Annotated in this window: 17 protein-coding genes and 1 pseudogene; 5 read left to right on the plus strand and 13 right to left on the minus strand. The window is 60.2% G+C overall.

Features of this window, described 5'->3' with window-relative positions; translation table 11 throughout:
* Positions 1 to 204: 204 nt before the first annotated feature.
* The 7 genes from PspCFBP13528_RS27075 to PspCFBP13528_RS27105 form a co-directional block, all read right to left on the minus strand.
* Complete coding sequence (locus tag PspCFBP13528_RS27075; RefSeq protein WP_065952516.1) at positions 205 to 1506, minus strand: hypothetical protein; 1302 nt, start codon at positions 1504 to 1506, stop codon at positions 205 to 207.
* A 49-nt stretch (positions 1507 to 1555) separates the two neighbouring features.
* Positions 1556 to 2299, minus strand: coding sequence for a hypothetical protein (locus tag PspCFBP13528_RS27080; protein ID WP_065952517.1), 744 nt, complete (start codon positions 2297 to 2299; stop codon positions 1556 to 1558).
* Positions 2300 to 2336: 37 nt separating this feature from the next.
* Positions 2337 to 3017 (minus strand): C39 family peptidase, encoded by a 681-nt coding sequence (locus tag PspCFBP13528_RS27085; RefSeq protein WP_065952518.1) that lies wholly within the window; start codon positions 3015 to 3017, stop codon positions 2337 to 2339.
* A gap of 61 nt (positions 3018 to 3078) precedes the next feature.
* Entirely contained in the window at positions 3079 to 3813 is a 735-nt protein-coding gene (locus PspCFBP13528_RS27090) for a hypothetical protein (RefSeq protein WP_065952519.1), read from the minus strand.
* A gap of 69 nt (positions 3814 to 3882) precedes the next feature.
* Positions 3883 to 4434 carry an adhesin gene (locus PspCFBP13528_RS27095; RefSeq protein WP_065952520.1) on the minus strand — a complete coding sequence of 184 codons (552 nt, stop codon included), beginning with the start codon at positions 4432 to 4434 and terminating at the stop codon, positions 3883 to 3885.
* Positions 4434 to 4889, minus strand: coding sequence for a hypothetical protein (locus tag PspCFBP13528_RS27100; protein ID WP_137201884.1), 456 nt, complete (start codon positions 4887 to 4889; stop codon positions 4434 to 4436). Before PspCFBP13528_RS27100 ends, PspCFBP13528_RS27095 begins: the two co-directional genes overlap by 1 nt.
* A 300-nt stretch (positions 4890 to 5189) precedes the next feature.
* Positions 5190 to 6185: a FecR family protein gene (locus PspCFBP13528_RS27105; RefSeq protein WP_065952522.1), complete on the minus strand. Its 996-nt coding sequence runs from the start codon at positions 6183 to 6185 to the stop codon at positions 5190 to 5192.
* 148 nt (positions 6186 to 6333) lie between these two features.
* On the opposite strand from PspCFBP13528_RS27105, the gene PspCFBP13528_RS27110 reads away from it, so the two are divergent.
* A complete protein-coding gene (locus tag PspCFBP13528_RS27110) occupies positions 6334 to 6603 on the plus strand; it encodes a PepSY domain-containing protein (protein ID WP_065952523.1) in 270 nt (89 codons plus the stop codon).
* 19 nt (positions 6604 to 6622) lie between these two features.
* Here PspCFBP13528_RS27110 and PspCFBP13528_RS27115 read toward each other — a convergent pair whose 3' ends face one another.
* Positions 6623 to 11767, minus strand: coding sequence for a DUF6543 domain-containing protein (locus PspCFBP13528_RS27115; RefSeq protein ID WP_137201885.1), 5145 nt, complete (start codon positions 11765 to 11767; stop codon positions 6623 to 6625).
* A 170-nt stretch (positions 11768 to 11937) separates the two neighbouring features.
* Between PspCFBP13528_RS27115 and PspCFBP13528_RS27120 the strand changes: the two genes are divergently transcribed.
* On the plus strand, positions 11938 to 12972 hold the full coding sequence (locus tag PspCFBP13528_RS27120; protein WP_137201886.1) for an Ldh family oxidoreductase: 1035 nt from the start codon (positions 11938 to 11940) through the stop codon (positions 12970 to 12972).
* A gap of 40 nt (positions 12973 to 13012) precedes the next feature.
* Here the strand turns inward: PspCFBP13528_RS27120 and PspCFBP13528_RS27125 are convergent, their stop codons facing one another.
* A complete protein-coding gene (locus PspCFBP13528_RS27125; protein ID WP_065952526.1) occupies positions 13013 to 13333 on the minus strand; it encodes a DUF883 family protein in 321 nt (106 codons plus the stop codon).
* Positions 13334 to 13495: 162 nt separating this feature from the next.
* On the opposite strand from PspCFBP13528_RS27125, the gene PspCFBP13528_RS27130 reads away from it, so the two are divergent.
* Positions 13496 to 13750: a hypothetical protein gene (locus tag PspCFBP13528_RS27130; protein WP_003190904.1), complete on the plus strand. Its 255-nt coding sequence runs from the start codon at positions 13496 to 13498 to the stop codon at positions 13748 to 13750.
* On the opposite strand, the gene PspCFBP13528_RS27135 is transcribed toward PspCFBP13528_RS27130, so the two are convergent.
* Positions 13743 to 14651, minus strand: a complete 909-nt coding sequence (locus tag PspCFBP13528_RS27135) for a LysR family transcriptional regulator (RefSeq protein WP_178084459.1) — start codon at positions 14649 to 14651, stop codon at positions 13743 to 13745. The two genes, PspCFBP13528_RS27130 and PspCFBP13528_RS27135, sit on opposite strands and share 8 nt — an antisense overlap.
* Positions 14652 to 14734: 83 nt before the next feature.
* Between PspCFBP13528_RS27135 and PspCFBP13528_RS27140 the strand changes: the two genes are divergently transcribed.
* Positions 14735 to 15661, plus strand: a complete 927-nt coding sequence (locus PspCFBP13528_RS27140; protein ID WP_065952527.1) for a carbon-nitrogen hydrolase family protein — start codon at positions 14735 to 14737, stop codon at positions 15659 to 15661.
* A gap of 136 nt (positions 15662 to 15797) precedes the next feature.
* Positions 15798 to 15942 (plus strand): annotated as a pseudogene (locus PspCFBP13528_RS27145) (carbon-nitrogen hydrolase family protein); the annotation flags it as partial.
* A 118-nt stretch (positions 15943 to 16060) separates the two neighbouring features.
* Here the strand turns inward: PspCFBP13528_RS27145 and PspCFBP13528_RS27150 are convergent.
* The 3 genes from PspCFBP13528_RS27150 to PspCFBP13528_RS27160 are packed head-to-tail and all read right to left on the minus strand — an operon-like array spanning position 16061 to position 18522.
* On the minus strand, positions 16061 to 16612 hold the full coding sequence (locus PspCFBP13528_RS27150; protein ID WP_065952528.1) for a GNAT family N-acetyltransferase: 552 nt from the start codon (positions 16610 to 16612) through the stop codon (positions 16061 to 16063).
* A 5-nt stretch (positions 16613 to 16617) separates the two neighbouring features.
* Positions 16618 to 17079 carry an LEA type 2 family protein gene (locus PspCFBP13528_RS27155; protein WP_065952529.1) on the minus strand — a complete coding sequence of 154 codons (462 nt, stop codon included), beginning with the start codon at positions 17077 to 17079 and terminating at the stop codon, positions 16618 to 16620.
* A 12-nt stretch (positions 17080 to 17091) separates the two neighbouring features.
* Positions 17092 to 18522: a nucleobase:cation symporter-2 family protein gene (locus PspCFBP13528_RS27160; protein ID WP_065952530.1), complete on the minus strand. Its 1431-nt coding sequence runs from the start codon at positions 18520 to 18522 to the stop codon at positions 17092 to 17094.
* Between the last annotated feature and the right edge of the window lie 75 nt (positions 18523 to 18597).

The raw sequence follows: 18597 nt of genomic DNA on the forward strand, positions 1-18597 counted from the left end.
GTGTGCCCGAACGCAGGCTTGAATCCGTGGGCCGCCGCCACGCGCCATCCATGGCGCGGGGCGGCTAACCCGGCGTCCTGCCGGGTTACCCACGGATTCAAGCCTGCGTTCGGCCAGCGTGGTTTAACGGGGCGCCTAAGATCAAAAGCCAGATCAAGATCAAGAGCGACTCGCTGCGCATCGCGGGAAGCGTTTGCCTCTCGATCAGAAGTAGTACGGGAATTTCAGGCTGAACGTGAAGTCCGGGGCGTCATCGGTCATCCCGATCGCCAGGTTCGGCACGATGGTCAGGTTATCCGAGGCGGCAATCGTCATGCCGACGTTGAAGTAGCCCGCATTTGCATCGCTGGAGACCACCGACTGCCAGTCGCCGCCGTCCGGCTTGAGCTTGCTTTTGCGCTGCACCAGGTCGGACACCGAAAACGACATGCTCATTTTTTCGTTCAAGGCAAAGGCCACGCCAACACCGAACTGAAAGCTGTCGCCCAGGCGCACCTTGCCCCCCACCTTCTGGTTGACCTCACTGCTGATGTCATCGAACGAGTCCTCGAAGTTGTGGGTGTACGACAGCGAGCCGAACAACACCGCAGGGTCGAAGGTCTTGACCAGGGAAATGCCCGGTGTGACCGACCATACGCCGTTGCCCGTCGGCAGGCTTTCCGGCAGGTAGAGGTTGTCGTTGTTGGGTTGCTTGACCAGTTTGATGCCAAACGGCTCTTTACCCGTAGGCGCCTTCACCCGCACCGACACCACGGCATCCGGCAGGGTAGGGGTTTCATCGAGGAATTTGTACGCCACGCCGAAGTTGACGTCGCCGATGGTAGGGTCGCGGGTCACGGAAGCTTCCGAGGTGGCCGTGGCATCGTTGCCGGCGCCGCCGGACTGATAGGTCGACTCGCGGTAGACCACCGGCACGTTGAGGTCGAACTGCCAACGGTTATCGACGTTGTAGCGGCCGGTCAGGTCCAGGGTCCAGCTGTCGGATTTGATCCGGTCCAGGTTGATGTTGCCAAGGAAGATCGAATCCAGCGCCAGGAAGCCATTGAGGGTCAATTGGCGCGCGTCATAACGGGCATAGGTGATGCCGGTCTCGACGCTGAACTTGCCATTGCCGAAGAAGCCACTGGCTTCGTTGTACAGGTTGCTCACACTTTGCGCAGGGGCCGAATCGTCCTTGAGCGACTGGCCGTAGGAGCTGCCGCCGCCGCCCGCGCCACCTGACGCTGCTGCCGCGCCGGTACCTGCGACGGTCGTACCGCCTTGCTTGAAGTCGGCAGGGGATTTGGCCAGGCGCCTGGGTGCCGGCGTGGCCGGTTGATCTTCCACCTGGCGTACACGTTGTTCCAGCACGGCCAGGGCCTTTTGCTGCACGTCGTAGCGTTGCTTGAGTTCCAGGAGTTCCTTCTTCAGCGTTTCGATATCGGCGTCTGGCGCGGCATACAGCACGGATGCAGGCAAGAGCGTACTTAAACAGATCACCGCGCGGAGCGATAACGATCGATGCATGAAATAAGCCGTCCTTTTCCAATGCGTAAGTGTCGAGGGTCAGCGTAGTTCAATAACCGAGCGTGCGTAGGCCTTTGAGCTGGTCCAGATTGCAGTTCAATGCGCCGTTGTTCAAACCGTTATTGTTCATCACCACGTTGAGTTGAGTCATGTTGCTGACGAAGTTGGTATCGCCCTTCAAAACTGTCCCTTGCAGCACATTCCCGCCGCCGATCTGCTGCAGGCTGTTGCCCTGGTTGTGGTTGGCCTGGATCGCCATTTGCAGGCCGCCATTGTTGGCCGATACGCTGACATGACCTGCCTTGCTCTCGCCGGTGACGGTGCCACCGGCCACCAATACCTGCCCGGACTGCACAGCGTTGGCAGGGGCAAAGCCGTCCTGGGTGACGTTGATGCCTACCTGGTTGTAGGCGGTGTTGCCATCCCCGGCGGCGCGCACGCTTTGAGTCACGCCCTGGCCGCTGGTCAGGCCGGCACCGCCGATCACGTTACCGCTGCCGGCAGAGGGCGTTCCGGAACCCGCCGCACCGGTGGTTTGCACGTAGAATTGCGGGGTAATGGTGGTCTTGTCCAACTGCATGCTGGCCTTGGCGGTAATGCTGTCGCCGACCGCATTGGTCCAGGTGCTGCTCATGACAATGCCGAAGCTGATGATGCGCCCCGGCATCACATACCGGCCGCGCAGCTCGGCCATTTGCGCATCATTGAGTTCGATCGGTTTGAAGCCCGACGAAGCATAAGCGGGCATCGAGGCTGCCAGACACAAAACCGTCAGCCAACGGGAAGTGTTCATCTTTTGCTCCTGGAGCGTCCTGCCCCTTATTGCGCTTCTAGAAGAAGTCGCTCTGGATAAAACCGAAATCCATCAGCTCGGCGTCGCCCACGGGCCGGAACTCGTTCAACTGGTTCTTGGCGGTCAGCGGGGCAGGCGGGTCGAGCAGAACATTGGTCTTGTCGTAGCCTTCACCCAATACGGCGAACACGATCCCATTCCATCCCTTGACGAAGTCATCCCGCGCATAGCGCTTATGCCCCAGCACCGGGTCGCCGACATACACCCAGTCCTTGTCGGCCCGCTGCATCACCACGAAGTGCTTGTAGCCACGGATCTCCAGCAGCACCACCACCGGGATTTTCACGGTGACCAGGGTGTCCGGGGCGATCTTGTAGCCCCGGGCGCGCATGCCGATGCTTTCGAGGTAGCGCTTCATGTCCAGCATGGAAAAACCCTGGGTACGCACCAGGTCCTGGTCGGCATTGACCAGCATGCCTTTGATGATGTGATCTTCATCGACGTCCAGCCAATAGGCCTGGCGCAGGATGGTGGCAAGTGCCGCAGCACCGCAGCTGAAATCGGTTTTCTGTTCCACCAGGTTGGCGAACCGGCGTTCACGGATGCTCTCGACCTTCTTGAAAATCACCGCACCGCCGGGCATGGCGGAGATCGCCATGGTGCCTGCCCAGGCGGGACCGGTGAGCAACATCAGGAGGGTGAGGGCCGCAAGGCGCATGATCGACTGACCTGTTGGACACTGGAATAAAAAAGGGCCTTGTTGCCAAGGCCCCGTTGGATCAGAAGCGCACGCCGCTGCTGCAAACGCTGCAACCTTGGCCGATCGACAGGCTGTTGCTGCCCTGGTTGCCCGCGCCGGATTGCAAGTTTACACCCACGTTGCCGGAGTTGCGGTTAACCGAGTTGTCCAGGCTTGCGTTGTTGGACACGTATTGAGGCTTGCCGTAGCCATGGCTGCTGACGGCGGTATTGAGGTAGCTGTTGTTGAGCGAGTTCTGCTCGGTGTTGGAGGCGGCGGCGATGTTCTTGCCGTCAGCGGTGGTGATTGCCAGGTTGTTTTTACCTTCGTTGCCTTGACCGGCCTGGCCGTTGTAACCCACGTTGCCGGAGTTGCCGTTGACGGAGCCGTCCAGGGACGCGTTGTTTTGCGTGCCTTTGTTGACGAAGTTGTTATGGGTGCTGGCTTGATCCACATCGATCACGGCGAACACGCTGGCAAAGTCGCCTTTGGCACTGGAGATGGCCCCTGCGTTATCCGCCTGGTTGCCGGAGCCCGACTGTACGTTGACGCCCACGTTACCGCTGTTGCCGGTGACCGAGTTGTCGGCCGAGGCATTGTTTTCGGTGTTGCTGTCCTCGAATTTGTTGTGCTGGCTTTTTTGTACATCGGTGACCACGGCGGCCACCGTGCCGGTGGGTTGAGGGGCTGGATGCCAGCTACCCGCTTGAGCAGCGGCAGCCATGAGCGCGGCGAGCGCGAAAACCAGTGGTTTGAGAGCCATTTGAGGTTTCATGGTGTTTCTCCTTGCTTCTAATTAGTTGGGTTAAGTGTTGGTACGGCCGAACGAACGTCTATCAAGCAGCTACTTGATAGTGATGCCCAGGGTGTTAGCCACTCGGTTCCCCACCCCGGCACTCTGGTTCACCTGAATCACTCCTCGGCTGCCGGTGAAGGCCTGGTCGCTGGTAACGACCTGGCGGCTGCCAGTGGTGGAGGTGGACCCTGAGTCGGTTGCCAGCGTCGTCGTGTTCTGTTGCAACAGGACGCTGTCATCGATGCTTTGCGGGCCAGGGTTCAGGCTGATCCGCACCGCATTGATCGATTGGTTATTGGCTCCGGCCGACTGGTTGATGCCCAGTACGCCGTTGCCGTTGGTAAAGGAGGCGCCCAGGATCGCCGCCTTGGCGTTCAGGGACGGGTCGACGTTGCCGTCGAGCTTCTGGATGTTGACGGTGGTGGCCTGGCCACCGAGGACAATGGCGCGGCTGTTGGACATTTGTTGCTGATTGCCGGCTGCCTGGTTGATCGACAAAACACCTTCGTACTGTTTGCCGCTGCTATCGATCACGGCGGTGTTGTCAGCCAGGCTCGATGCGCTGCCCAGCAGGCCGACTATCAACAGGAGTCGCTTCATCACTTGCCCCCCATCATGCCGCCGAGGTTGTTCAAGGGGGCCATGCCGCGCTGGATCGAATCGCTGATCTGCCCACCCATTGCGCTACCGGCGCCGGCGCCATGGCCCGCGGCAGCGCCGGTACCGAGGGTCGACATGCCGGTTTGCGTGGCGCCCAGGCCGGACAGATTGCCGTTGGGCTGCACGGAGCGCGCCAGGCTTGAACCGCTGCTGATGCCGCCGATGTCCCGGTCGCTGAGTTCGCCGGAAATGGCGCTGATCACTTCTTTGCTGGGGTTGGCGTTGGCCGTGTTGGGGTAGGGGTCGGGGAGCGAGGTACGCCCGTACATATGCCCTTGCACGGTGCGACCTGTCACGATCACGCCATCACCCGCCTGGCTCGGCAGGCTGACGCCGGCACTGAGCACGCAACTGATCAGCAGTGCGTTTATCGAGGCATGAGTGAGTGTGTTCACGGCGGCGGTCCTTATGATTCACGCTGACCCTAAACAGCGTTGTCAGGGACAGAGCAGAAGGCGTGCCGGTTTTCGTTTTTACTTTAAATTCAGCAGGTTATGGTTTGCATCGACGAATTCGTCGGCTGCGGTGTTTCAACCCTGAAACAGTCCTCGGCCTGCGCCGTATACCGGGAGGCGCGCGTCAGTTGTATCAGTGATGAAACAGTGTCCATGACAAAACGATGAATCCGTCCCCGCCGGGCAATTCAAGGCAGTTGGGTGTTTCAAAAGTGGACAGATCACGCGGTAGGCGCAGGCTCAGCCCTTGGGCGTTTTACGCGGAATGGAATTGAGTACCGGGTTGCCGTCCTGATTCTGGGTCAGGTAGACCGGTAATACCTTGGGCAGGGAAGGGATAAGGTTGTTGACTTCACTGAGGTTATAAATACCGCCAATGCGAATGCTCCCGGTGCCTGCGTCCGCCAGCATCGCGGGTTTGTCCAGGTAGCGGTTGATCAGCGGCAGCGCATCGGCCAGGGCCAGATTATCGAGCACCAGTTTGCCCGTGCGCCATGCCAGGGCCGTGTCATCGGCTTTGATCGCCGCCACGCGTGGGGTGGCGTCGCCCCGTTGGTAACTGGCCTGCATCCCTGGGGTCAGCGGTACGCTGCCGTGCACTGAGTCGCTGGCGATCTGCACCGCGCCTTCAAGCAACATCACCCGCACCTGGTCCGCATACGTCCAGACATTGAACTGGGTGCCCGTCACGCGCACCTGTCCCTCGCCAGCCTGCACGATAAAGGGGTGATCGCTGTCATGGGCGACCTTGAAAAACGCTTCACCCTTTTTCAAGCTGGCCTGACGCCGGTCCTTGTAATCGCTATAGACCAGTTCGGTGCCCAGGTTCAATTCCACCTGGCTGCCATCAGCAAGGGTGACCTTGCGCAAGCCGTTGGTTGCTTCGTAGTGTTTATAGGCGCTGGGCAACCAGCCGACTTCCCAACCGGTCAAGGCGGCCAGTGGCAACGCACCCAGGCACAGGGCGGCGGCGACCGCATAGGTGCGCCAGCGCTTGCGCGGCTTGAACGGCAACACGGCCGGCGCCGGCGTGGTGCGCGGCAGGTGATCGGCCACGTCCCAGACTTCCAGCATCGCCGCGTATTCGAACGCATGCAGCGGGTGAGCGTCGTGCCATTTTTCAAACGCCTGGCGCTCAGCGGCCGAGCAATCCTCGGCATGCAAGCGCATGCACCAATGCGCGGCGGCGTCGGTAATGGCGTCGTACTCGGCTTCTGAAAGGGACTCTTCGCTCATTGACTCATCCTGATTTCCCGCATTCTAACTCTCTGAAGCCCGCGACGAGAACAGCATCATGGCGATTGCACATCAATTGGAACTTATTCTTGTTTGAGTGCGCCTAAAAATTCAGGAATTAACCTGTCGTCAACCATGGAGTACCAACATGTTGAAGAAAACCTTAGCTGCCCTGTGTGCCACCACCGCCTTGCTGAGTGCTGGCGCTGCCTTGGCAGACAAGCCGGGTGCGGGCTGGATCACCATTGAAAAAGCCATTGAGGTGGCGAAGACCAAGGCGGGGTATATCGAAGTCTATGCCGCCGAAGCCGATGACAATGGCTATTGGGAAGTCAAAGGCCGCAAATCCGACGGCGTCGTTTATGAAGCTCGAATCGACGGCGCCTCCGGTAATGTGCTGCGTGACCAGAAAGACTGACACGCCTTGCGGGGGCTGCTCAGGCCCCCGCATCCAACAGGCGGCCGAGTTCACTGATCAGGTAGGTCAATGAGTCGGCGTTGGCCAGAATCGTATCGATACGCTTGTCGTCGTTGCTCATGAAAATCACGCGGGCATCGTCGAGGGTCTTGGCCCCCGTGGTGTCGAGGACTTTCTGCTCAAGCTCTTGAGTGGATGTGCCATCCCCGTAGTCTTCCCATTTCTCGGAATAGTCGTTCCAGACCTTGAACAACATGTCCGAGGGCGTCAGCGTGGAAAGGGCGAACTTGCGCACATCCTCAAGTTCGGTCTTGAGCGCTACAGAGCCACGCAGAGCGGTATTAATCAGGTCAGGGAATGGGCGCATGCTGTCAAGGTACGCCAGGTCTTCGGTACTGAGCTTCAAGTGCGACAATTCGTGAATGAGAGTGCACGCCCGGGCGTGGGCTGAAATGTCGAAGGGCGAATGCAAGCGACCATGGTAAACGCCCATTTGCGGATAAAAAAAACGTTCGAGTAAGTACAACTTGCGCCCCGGGTCGGCGGGAATAATAAACGCGTACTGCTCCTCACCATTGCCAGCGGTGCTACCACTGACAAAACGGTTTGAGTCTTGGCTGGTCAGGCTTGAATCACACAGCTCTTCAAGGATCTCGTGAACGACGCTCCTGATTCGGTCCACCTGGTCAGTAGACAGGTCAGGTACACCGAACATCTCGTGCAAAAAGACACCTACGCGGTGATCAGGGGCCGGGGCTGCCGAGAACCGGACGAGGTTGCGATGGCAGTTGTTGGCGTAATAAGTCGCGACATTCAATGCCTCGTCAATGACGCGGGCTTGCCAGCTCGACAGAGCGGCAATTTGCCTTATGCCTGTCGCTTCAATGTCGATCGATTTCTCTACGCTGGTTTGCACCTTCATGCGCGATAGGGTTTTGCCAAAACGTGGATGATGGCGGCTGAGGTCCAATACCCATTTGCCCTGGGCGTTGCGGCCAACGTAAGGGCCTGCCTGGGAGCCCTGGGCCAGGCGCCAATGCTTTGCGGTTTTCTTGACCGAGTACACTTTGCCTTCAAGCGGAACATAGTTTTTCAAGGTGGTTTTGTCAGTGTAAACCTGGCTTGAGGTACTCAGCTCCAGGTCCTTCAACGCGATATCGTGATTTTCGAACGGCTGCAGACGAGTACGCGAGGCAGAGGTGATTTTCAGTGTCGTCAGCGTGGTGGCCGTGGGCAGGGCCTGGTCTGACAGGTCCGCCTGCGCTACCGCAGTTTCGGCAGGGGGCGAGGCGTCGGTGCCCTCAAGTTCCCTGCCCAGCGCGGCCATTTGAGCCACGCCCGAGATGAAGTCCTTCAGTGCTGCTTTCCATTTGTGCAACTGCAGCGCCTCGGCCGAGCGCTTGAACAATTGGTAGCTACGCCAGACCACCAGTGGATAGGCGAGTTTTCCAGCCATGAACTGCACGGCGTTGGGGATGCCCTCACCCAGCAGGTCGACCGCTCTGTCCCATAGCCGCTTGGCGCCTTGCTCAAACTGGCCGGCAAGCATCTTGAGCAGGATCTGCGTATTGTCAGTGAACAGGTCGTGAAGGACATTGCCGCTTATCGCGGCCTTGGCCAGGCGGATGTCGGAGGAGGGGCGTCGGTTATTTTGCAGCAAGTTACGGTAAGTGGCCTGATGCGGTGCCTCCAGGTGCGTCAAGGTCCACTCCTGAAGTTCTCCCGGCCGCTCCAATTCATCGAGCAATGCTTGCTCGTTCGCGTATTCCTTGAATACATGTTTTTCGCTGTAGGGTGCGTGCAGCACCAAAGGGCCAGCGCTTCTGGTTTCAGGTCCTATCAGGTACATGCCCAGGGCCTTGACGGAAGCGGCACTTTCAGTGGCAATCAATGCCAAGGAGCGAATAATGGCTGACGCACCGGTGAGCTTCCCGCGCGCCAGGGCGTCGGGCATGTTGAAGACCTGTTGGACCATATTCAACGCTCGTGCTGAAAGTCGTTCCTGCAGCTTTTGCTCATGGGCGTATTGCAACGTTTGCCAGGGCAATTGCCGGCAGAACAGGTCCCGACGTTTTCGCCCTTCCTCCGTCTGGGGGTTGAGCATGTTTTGCAACAGCGTTTGATAGTGCGTTTTCAAATCCAGTTGCCGGACCATTTGGATCACCGCGTTTGCATCCAGCGTGTCCGGCAGGGGCGTGGCCGTGCGTGAGCGGGGGCGGATGTTCTCGGCGTTCAGGTCTGGCCAGTGACGCAAGGCAAAATCGGTCAAGCTGTAGACATGGATGTCCAAGGCCTGGTGTGCGGGGATCAGCACGTCATCCGGGTCGAGTTTCTGGCCGGGGAACCGTACCTGGAGCAACGCCAGAAGTGCGGTGCTCGTATGCTTGCGAATCGGCGTTATCCCCTGCAGGTAGTCTTTTTCGTCCGGGGCGCTGTTGTGGTATTGCTCAAGCAGTTCTACCTGATGGATCTGCTCCTCGGCCAACGCCATGCCCAACCAGGTGGGCAGGGCCTGCTGGTTGATAGTCGCCCTGGCTATAGCGATGGCCCGGGCAAGGTTGGTGGGCGCGGCCTGCTCCAATACCGTATCCAGGCGATCCTGCAGCGCCCTGGCGGGCAACTTCATGGAAAGCAGGCGATCAACCTCGTCCAAAACGTAGTCACTGTAGGTTTGCAGGCGATTGTTCAATACGTTGTCGTCAATGCGTTGCAAGGGGCCCAGTCGATACACCTGGTGGGGCACACGCAGGGAGACGGGCAGGTTTTCCAGCAGGCTCAAGCGCTGGATCGGATGCGCCAGGCGCTGTGTCATCTCCGTGCGCAGGGCTTGAATCGAAGGGAATGCCTCATAACCACGTCGAGGCGTCCACAGTACGACATGGCCCGAGCGCTGTGGGTCGATACCACCCCGTTCTGTCAGTAGAAATGTATTGGCAAGCGGCTGCACGTTCTCCGGTGTGCCCGTGGCCAGTGTCAATCCATAAGCATCGGGTAGAAAGCCGTTGATGCCATAACGTGTCACCCGCGAAAGGCTTTCGGGCTGCAGTACGGCGTCAAGGATCTGCTGGCTGCCTGGCGTCATGGTGGTGTTCAACCGTCGTAGTTCGGCCTCGCTACGCAACCCATTGAGCATCGAGTGAGCGTGTTTGTCGCGGGTGTTGGCCAGATACAGACGTGGCAGCTCACGCATCGAGTGGTTGGCGAAAACCAGCATGACTTGATCGATTATGCCGTTGAACGTTTTCAGGGTCATGCTGTGCAACTTGAGCGCGACGCCTTGGTTGGGCTTGCTGTAGAACCACGTTCGCGAAGAGGCGGCAACCGGCGTGGCCTCACGGCTCAGGCGCTCGATGAAGTGTTCCACCATGCTCAGGGACGACACCGGTGGGCGTTCCTCACGCTCTTGTGCCTGGGTGGCGTAGGTGTTGATAAACACCTCATCGGCATTGAGGTCCTGTTGCTGTTTTTGCAGTTCAGCGTTCAAGGCGAGCGTGGCCATGCTGCGTAACGTCGGACGGTTTTGGCGTTCTGAGGCCAGTGCGTCCTCGGCGGCTTCCAGGCGTTGAAGGTGCAGCTTGGCGCGTTCCGCCCTCACCGTAGAGGGACGGCCGCTACCGCTGGCAACGGGGTGCACTGTCCAGCGTCCGCCGGTGTCGAGTGTCGCCAGGCGGTGGTCGAGCATCGTGCGTATGTCCAGGGCGTAGTCAAGCAACGCCGCCAGGTCCACTTGCCCGTCGTTGCGCCGATAAAGCGCCAGTGCGTGGTTCATATTACTGGTCTGCTTGAGCGCAATGTCTTCGACCAAGCTGGTAAAAATCCCGGCCGTGGCAGGCTGGACAGCGATGTTTATCTGGTCGAGACCGATAAACGTGTTGCGCTCATCCAAGGACAGAAAGTTGAGCAGCTCATCTTCGTGTCCCGCGCTCTTGAGCATGCTCAATAAGGTATCTTTCAGATCATCCAGGTCTTCGAGTACCTGCAATCCACGCGATTGCGTGTAAAGGTAAGCGTGTGTCTCGCTGATTGCCAACGTGCCGGCCAGCTCCACGTAATGTTGGTACGGCGCGTACACGCGCACTTTTTCCACACTCAGGTGGCTGGCGTAAGTGCGGCGAGCGGTCTGGTCACTGAGGAACATGGCCTGAAGCATATGGCTTTCGCCGGCGCTGAGGATTTTTTGCTGGCGCTTGAGCAGGATATCGACGCGAAACTTATCCGCCATGATCTGCGCGAAAAGATTCAGGCGTGAGGTGCCGTTGTTTATATCCTCATTCCAGTATGTCTGCAGCAGGCTGTCCAGCAGCCTTGAAAGTATGTTGGAGATTTGTTGGATCAGCATTTCCCAGCGCTGGCTGTCTTGTTCAAGCTGGGCCGGGGTGAAAGCGGTCGTGTCATGTTTGGGGTTGACGAACTCGCGGGTTTGCTCCTTGGGCCAGGCATGTTTCACGTAGAACTGCAGGAGCGCTTCGCTTAATGGCAGCGAAGCGACCCAACGTCGTTGACCGCTTACCGGGTCTTGAATGAAACAGTTCACCCGGGTGTCTCGTTGGTCCAGGCCAAGGAAGTCAGTGCGGGCCATGATGCCCAGCAGTGTGTCGAGCATGTTGGGTAAGGTAGGCGCCTTTTGCAGTTGCTCCAGCATCGCCAGTACGTTGGCCTGTTGGCAGGCCTGGAGCGTCTGTTCCTGGTCCTCTTGTACGGGGCCCTCGACGATCTGGGTGGTGAGTATGATGGCGGTGCCCAGGGGTAACGCATTGCGCTGCGCAATCGACTGGAAGCTCAGTAGCTCGACGCGCTGTAACGGGTCCGCCAACTGCTTGCCGACTTCGGTGAGTAGCCTGGCATGATCGTCAGCGACCTGGATGCCGCCATACGGAGTGTACAACAGGGCCTTGCCACCGTCCGGGCTGGGGCTCATCACGAAAGCGCCGGCGAGTGGCATCGCCGGTTGCCCTGCAACGTTGATCAGCAGCTTTTCGACGCACATCGGGTAAGTGTGCAGTTGCGGGTTCTGCCGGGCGGAGTGGGAGGCGTAATACAGTGTATTGAGCCATTCCAGGTCCTTGACGGAGAGCCCTAACAGGCGCTCGCGCGCGCTCGGTGTTTTTCTACTGACTGGCAGCAGGAATTCGTCGAAAAAATACGGCGGGGTCACGCTGACCATAGTCTGTCTCCATTGTATGCAGGGAATGACAGGCTAAGTACGTGTCAGCGGTGAGCAGGGGTAGATAATCAGCCCCTGCGCAAGTTGACAGCAGGCGCCGGGCGTGGTGTTTAATCGAAGGTCTGGATCTTCATTCGTTGCCCCCTCCAATCATAAAAACGGAGCTTCAAATGTCTGCGCAGTCTCCGACAGTTGCCACTGCCTCATCCTCGATTCCGTTCACCGAACTGGTGGCATTGCTGCAACAGGTGTTTATCCGGCATGGCACGTCGCCCGAAGTGGCCGGCGTGCTCGCGCACAATTGCGCCAGCGCCGAACGCGATGGTGCCCATAGCCACGGCGTGTTCCGTATTCCCGGGTATGTTTCAACCCTCGACAGTGGCTGGGTCAGCGGCAAGGCGGTGCCGCTGGTCGAGGATGTCGCTGGCGGATTTGTTCGCGTCGACGCCAATAACGGCTTTGCCCAACCGGCCCTGGCGGCGGCGCGCAGCCTGTTGGTGGAGAAGGCCCGCAGTGCCGGGATCGCCTTGCTGGCGATTCGCAACTCCCACCATTTCGCCGCGTTGTGGCCGGATGTGGAGCCCTTCGCCGAGGAGGGCCTGGTGGCGCTGAGCGTGGTCAACAGTATGACCTGCGTGGTGCCCCACGGCGCGGACCGGCCGCTGTTCGGCACCAACCCGATTGCCTTTGCTGCGCCCCGCGCCGATGGGCCACCGATTGTGTTTGACCTGGCCACCAGCGCCATCGCCCATGGTGATGTACAGATTGCCGCGCGCAAAGGCGAGCGCCTGCCCCTGGGCACTGGCGTCGACAGCCTGGGCCAGCCGACCCAGGACCCAAAGGCCATCCTGGAAGGCGGCGCGTTGCTGCCGTTCGGCGGGCACAAGGGCTCGGCATTATCGATGATGGTCGAACTGTTGGCGGCGGCCCTGACCGGCGGCAATTTTTCCTTCGAATTCGATTGGTCCAACCATCCAGGTGCCCGCACACCCTGGACCGGCCAGTTGCTGATCGTGATCGACCCGGCCAAGACCGCCGGGCAGGGCTTCGCTGAGCGCAGCCAGGAACTGGTGCGACAGATGCATGCGGCGGGGCTGAGGCGGTTGCCGGGGGATCGACGGCATCGCACCCGGGTGAAGTCATTGCAGGAGGGGATTGTGCTAGAGGTGCAAGTGTTGCAGCAGTTGCGCGAACTGGCGGGTTAAAAAAACGCGTGGCAGCGGTGGACCGCTGCCACGCCATCGATCAGTTGCGGCGACCCAGCAACAGGCCGACCACCAGGCCAAAACCGGCGGAAATCGCCACGGTCTGCCACGGGTGGCCACCGATGTAGGTTTCAGTGGCATCTACGACTGGCTTGCTGCGTTCGCGCACGCTGGATAACGAGTCCAGGGCTTGTTTGAGCTTGATAGCGACCTGCTCGCGCAGGGTTTCACCTTCCTCGCCCACCAGGGATGCGCTGCTTTTGAGCAATTTGTCGGATTCTTCGATCAGCGCGGTCAGTTCGCTGAAGGCTTGATCCTTGATTTGATCTTCGACGGATTGGGCGGCGGTTTTGCGGGCCATGTGTGACTCCTTGCAAGTGAATGTGACAGTGAACAATGGAGTATCGGGCGCCGGCAAAAGTTGCAGTTATTTTGCTGGCCGCCCATTTGCGGCAAAATCCAAATCGGGTCCTTTGGACCTTCAGTGTAAGATGTCCTTTATTTGTGCAGCAGGTAACTCAACATGAGCTTCAATCTCGCCAACAAGACCCTCGCCGAACGCGCCGAGCTGGAAGATGAAAAGTCGCGCCTCTACGACCTGTGGCAAACCAACCTGGGCAAGGCCAAAGGCGAAGCCGCACGGTTGTTCGGTGAGCGCGCCAAGCGCAAGGGCAAATGGGCCGAATGGGTGCGCGCGGAACTTGACGGCATGTCGCCGCCGGAGTTTTCCAACATGGTGCGCAGTGAGGTCAACAAGCTGATGGCGGCGGCTAAATAAAGCACGCCTCGATCGCCTCACGCACGTTCAACAACAACGGGTCAAGCTGGGCCTGGGTGCGCCAGCCCAGCTCCACCGGGTAGCGCGGTAACGCCAGCGGGCAGTGCAAGACGCGCAAGCCGGTCAGGCGGGCGATGGCCTCGGCCGCATGCCCGGGAATCGTCGCCACCGCCATGCTGCCCTTGAGCAGAAACGCCAGCGCGGCAAAGTGGCTGGTGGACGCACACACCTGGCGGCTCAAGCCGTGCGCCGCCAAGCCCTCATCGGTAATGCCGATAAACCCGCCCGACGACACCAGCACGTGCTCACGCGCGACGAACTCCGTCAGGTCGATCTGTTGCTGGCCGGGCGCCAGGCTGTCCGGGTCCACCAGGCAGCGGTAGTCACCTTCGCCGAGCACTTGCCGGCTCAGGCGCCGCTCGGCAAAACCACCGGCGGTGATGGCCAGGTCCAGGCTGCGGTCGAGCAGGGCGTCGGCGACAATCTGGCTGTGGGTCTGGCGGAATATTACCCGCAGTTTCGGCAGGCGCTGTGCGACGCTGTCCATCAGTCGCCGGCCGTAGGCAATCTCGAAGTCGTCCGACAGCCCCAGCACCACGCAGCGGCCCTGATAGGTCGGGCTCTGCGGGTTGACCATTGCCAGGCTTTGCCGGCAGCGGTCCAACGCTTCGCTGATCACCGGTTTCAACTGATTGGCGCGTGTCGTCGGCGCCAGTCCACGGCCTGTGCGCACAAATAACTGATCGCCGTACACCTCGCGCAAACGCCGCAGACCGGCGCTGATTGCCGATTGGGTGACCCCCAGGCGCAGCGCTGCGCGGCTGGCGCTGGACTCGTCATGCAAGGCTTCAAAGGTCTTGAGCAGGTTCAGGTCGACGTCTGCGATATTTATCTGACTCATATCATTTAGCACTGGGGTGGGCTTTATTCATGATCAGGCTTGGCCGGAGAATGGGCAACCCCCACCGACTTGGAGTGATTGTGATGCCTGTTTCTATCGTGGCTGCTTTACAAATTGGCTCGCTGCCGGGCGGCAAGGCCCAGACCCTCGAACACATACTGAGCTATGAAGCGCAGATTCAGCGCAGCGGCGCGCAACTGGTGGTGATGCCCGAGGCGTTGCTGGGCGGGTATCCCAAAGGCGAAGGATTTGGCACGCAACTGGGTTACCGCCTGCCCGAGGGCCGTGAAGCTTTTGCACGGTATTTTGCCAATGCCATTGATGTGCCGGGTGTGGAAACCGAGGCGCTGGCCGGGTTATCGGCGCGTACGGGTGCCAGCCTGGTGCTCGGCGTGATCGAGCGCAGTGGCAGCACCTTGTATTGCACCGTGCTGTATTTCGAGCCGTCTGGCGGTCTGGTGGCCAAGCACCGCAAGCTGATGCCCACCGGCACCGAGCGGCTGATCTGGGGCAAGGGCGATGGCTCGACACTGCCGGTGATCGATGCGGCAGTCGGGCGCATTGGCGGCGCGGTGTGCTGGGAAAACATGATGCCGCTGCTGCGCACGGCCATGTATGCCAAGGGCGTGCAAGTGTGGTGCGCACCCACCGTGGATGAACGCGAGATGTGGCAGGTGAGCATGCGCCACGTGGCCCATGAAGGGCGTTGCTTTGTCGTAAGCGCCTGCCAGGTACAGCCATCGCCCGAGGCGTTGGGCGTTGACGTGGCCAACTGGCCGGCGGATCGCGCGTTGATTGCCGGTGGCAGCGTGATCGTCGGGCCGATGGGCGACATTCTTGCCGGGCCGCTGGTGGGTGAAGCGGGGCTGTTGACGGCGCGGATCGATACCGATGAATTGGTGCGGGCACGCTATGACTATGACGTAGTGGGGCACTACGCCAGGCCGGATATTTTCGAGTTGACGGTGGATGAGCGCGCCAAGCCGGGCGTGCGCTCTATCACTGACTAAACGCGGTTAAAAATGTGGGAGGGGGCTTGCCCCCGATGGCAGTGTGTCAGCCAGTGTATTTCCAGCTGACCCACCGTAATCGGGGGCAAGCCCCCTCCCACATTTGATCTTCAGGGTGTGGGGGATTGGGATTTCAGCCATGCTCGTCGGGCCGATGGGCGACATCCTTGCCGGGCCGCCGCTATGACTATGACGTAGTGGGGCACTACGCCAGGCCGGATATGTTCGAGTTGACGGTGGATGAGCGCGCCAAGCCGGGCGTGCGCTCTATCACTGACTAAACGCGGATAAACATGTGGGAGGGGGCTTGCCCCCGATGGCAGTGTGTCAGCCAGTGGATTTCCAGCTGACCCACCGTAATCGGGGGCAAGCCCCCTCCCACATTTGATCTTCNGATCTTCAGGGTGTGGGGGATTGGGATTTCAGCCACTCTTCGCGGGTCATTTCCCAGATCTCTCGTGGGAGCGTGCCCGCGACAAATTCGCCCTCGTCCGTGCTGATCAAACGCATGCCCGTACGCTCGGAAATCCGCCGCGACCCCAGGTTTGGTGCCGCCTTGGGCGCGCGCAGCAGCGGGCGCTCAAGCACGCCGAACCAATAGTCGGTCACGGCGGCACTGGCTTCGGACATAAACCCTTGCCCCTGCCACTGCGGGCCCAGCCAGAAGCCGCGGTTGTCATCCTGCTCGTCCGTGAGGTTGATATTGCCGATCAACTGTTCAGGCGCACTTTTAAGACAAATCGACCAGTGCCACTCCTCGCCGCGGGCCATGGCGGGCAGGGCAAGTTCCTCAAGATAGCGGCGCGCGCCATCGGCCGGGTAGGGCCAGGGCACCATGGCATTGAGATAGCGCACCACTTCCCAATGGGCAAATTGTTGCTGGATTGCCTCGGCATCGTCCAGGACCAGCGGGCGCAGGATCAGGCGTTCGGTCAACAGCGTCGGTTGCATGAGGGTCACCAGGTGGCGGTGTTGGGCAAATCCAGTGTGCCGCGCTCGACAAAGCGCATCGTCCCGAACAACCCACCCGCCAGCTTGCCGCGCAGCACATACGGCAGGTTATTCAAACTCTGGGTCTGACTCAGGCCCAGGGTCTGGCGCAACACGGAAAATGCCGAAACACTCAGCGGCACCATCAGCACCGTCTCGGAGAAACGCGGGATGCTGCCCGCCTGGTCACTCACCCCGGACGCCAGCGGCCGGCCATTGACCTCCAGGTCGAGGGCCACGCCGTTGTAGTCGATCGCCGTTTCATTGGGGTTCTGCACCCGCAGCTTGACGGCGAAGCGCACTTCCAGGTCCTGGCTTTGCAGCGGTTCGATGCCGACCACGTTGATGTTGACCGGATCGCGATTGGGGAACAGCGCGCAGGCGCTCAACGTCAGCAACAACAGCGATACAACCATGAGCTTGCGCATCTGAACGTGCTCCTACTGTTTCGTAACGTCCGGGTCCTGCATGACCTTGAGGGTAGAGGACTCCGGATCGAATTCATCTTCTTCCAGCTCTATGAACTCTTCGGGCAGGAAAATGTTCAGCAGGATGGCACAGAACGCCCCCACGGTGATCGGCGACTCGAAGATGTTATGCAGCGCCTTGGGCAAGTCGCGCAGCACTTCGGGCACGGCCGCCACACCCAGGCCCATGCCCAGGGAAATCGCCACAATGAGTACGTTGCGCCGATGCAGCCCGGCTTCGGCGAGGATCTTGATGCCGGCCACGGCCACGGTGCCGAACATGATCAGGGTCGCGCCGCCCAGCACCGGCTTGGGCATCAGCTGCAGCACGGCGCCGATCATCGGGAACAGCCCCAGCAGCACCAGCAGGCCGGCGATGAAGTAGGCCACGTAGCGGCTGGCCACGCCGGTCAGTTGGATCACGCCGTTGTTCTGGGCGAACGTCACCATGGGCAGGCTGTTGAAGGTGGCCGCCATCGCCGAGTTGAGGCCGTCGGCGAGCAGGCCGGACTTGATGCGCTTGATGTACAGCGGGCCCTTGACTGGCTGCTGGGAAATCATCGAGTTGGCGGTCAGGTCACCGGCGGCTTCCAGGGGCGAAATCAGGAAAATCACCGCCACCGGGATAAACGCCACCCAGTCGAACGAGAAGCCGTACTTGAACGGCACCGGCACGCTGATCAGCGGCACCTGGGGCAGGGCGGCCATGTCGACACGGCCCAGCCACCAGGCCACGACAAAACCCAGGGTCAGGCCGATCACGATCGAACCCAGGCGCAGGAACGGGTTGTCGAAGCGGTTGAGCACCACGATGGTCAGCAGCACCAGCGCCGCCAGGCCCATATTGCTCGCCGCGCCGAGATCGCTGGCGCCGAAACCGCCGGCCATGTCGGTCACCGCGACCTTGATCAACGACAACCCCATCAAGGTAATGATGGTGCCGGTGACCACCGGGGTAATCAGCTTGCGCAGCTTGCCGATGAACTGGCTGAGCACCACTTCGATAAACGCTGCGAAAAAACAGATGCCGAAGATCGTCGAAAGAATCTCATCAGTGCCGCCGCCGCGAGCCTTGACCATGAACCCGGCGCTCAGGATCACGCTGATGAAGGAAAAGCTGGTGCCCTGCAGGCATAACAGGCCCGAGCCGATGGGGCCGAACGTGCGCGCCTGCACGAAGGTGCCGAGCCCCGAGACGAACAGCGCCATGCTCACCAGGTACGGCACTTCGCTTTCCAGGCCCAGCACGCCACCGACGATCAGGGTCGGGGTGATGATACCGACGAAGCTCGCCAGCACATGCTGCAAGGCGGCAAATATCGCCGCAGTGAAGTGCGGACGATCTTCCAGGCCGTAGATCAGATCGGATTTATAGCGTGGGCGGGGGGCTTGAGCGTCAGACAAAATGAGGGCTCGGGTCGGAAAAGGGAGGCGCAGGATGCCAGAAACGTCCAGTCGTCAGAAGTGTAATAAATTATT

The sequence above is a fragment of the Pseudomonas sp. CFBP13528 genome, from assembly GCF_005233615.1.
Classification (GTDB): domain Bacteria; phylum Pseudomonadota; class Gammaproteobacteria; order Pseudomonadales; family Pseudomonadaceae; genus Aquipseudomonas; species Aquipseudomonas fluorescens_AM.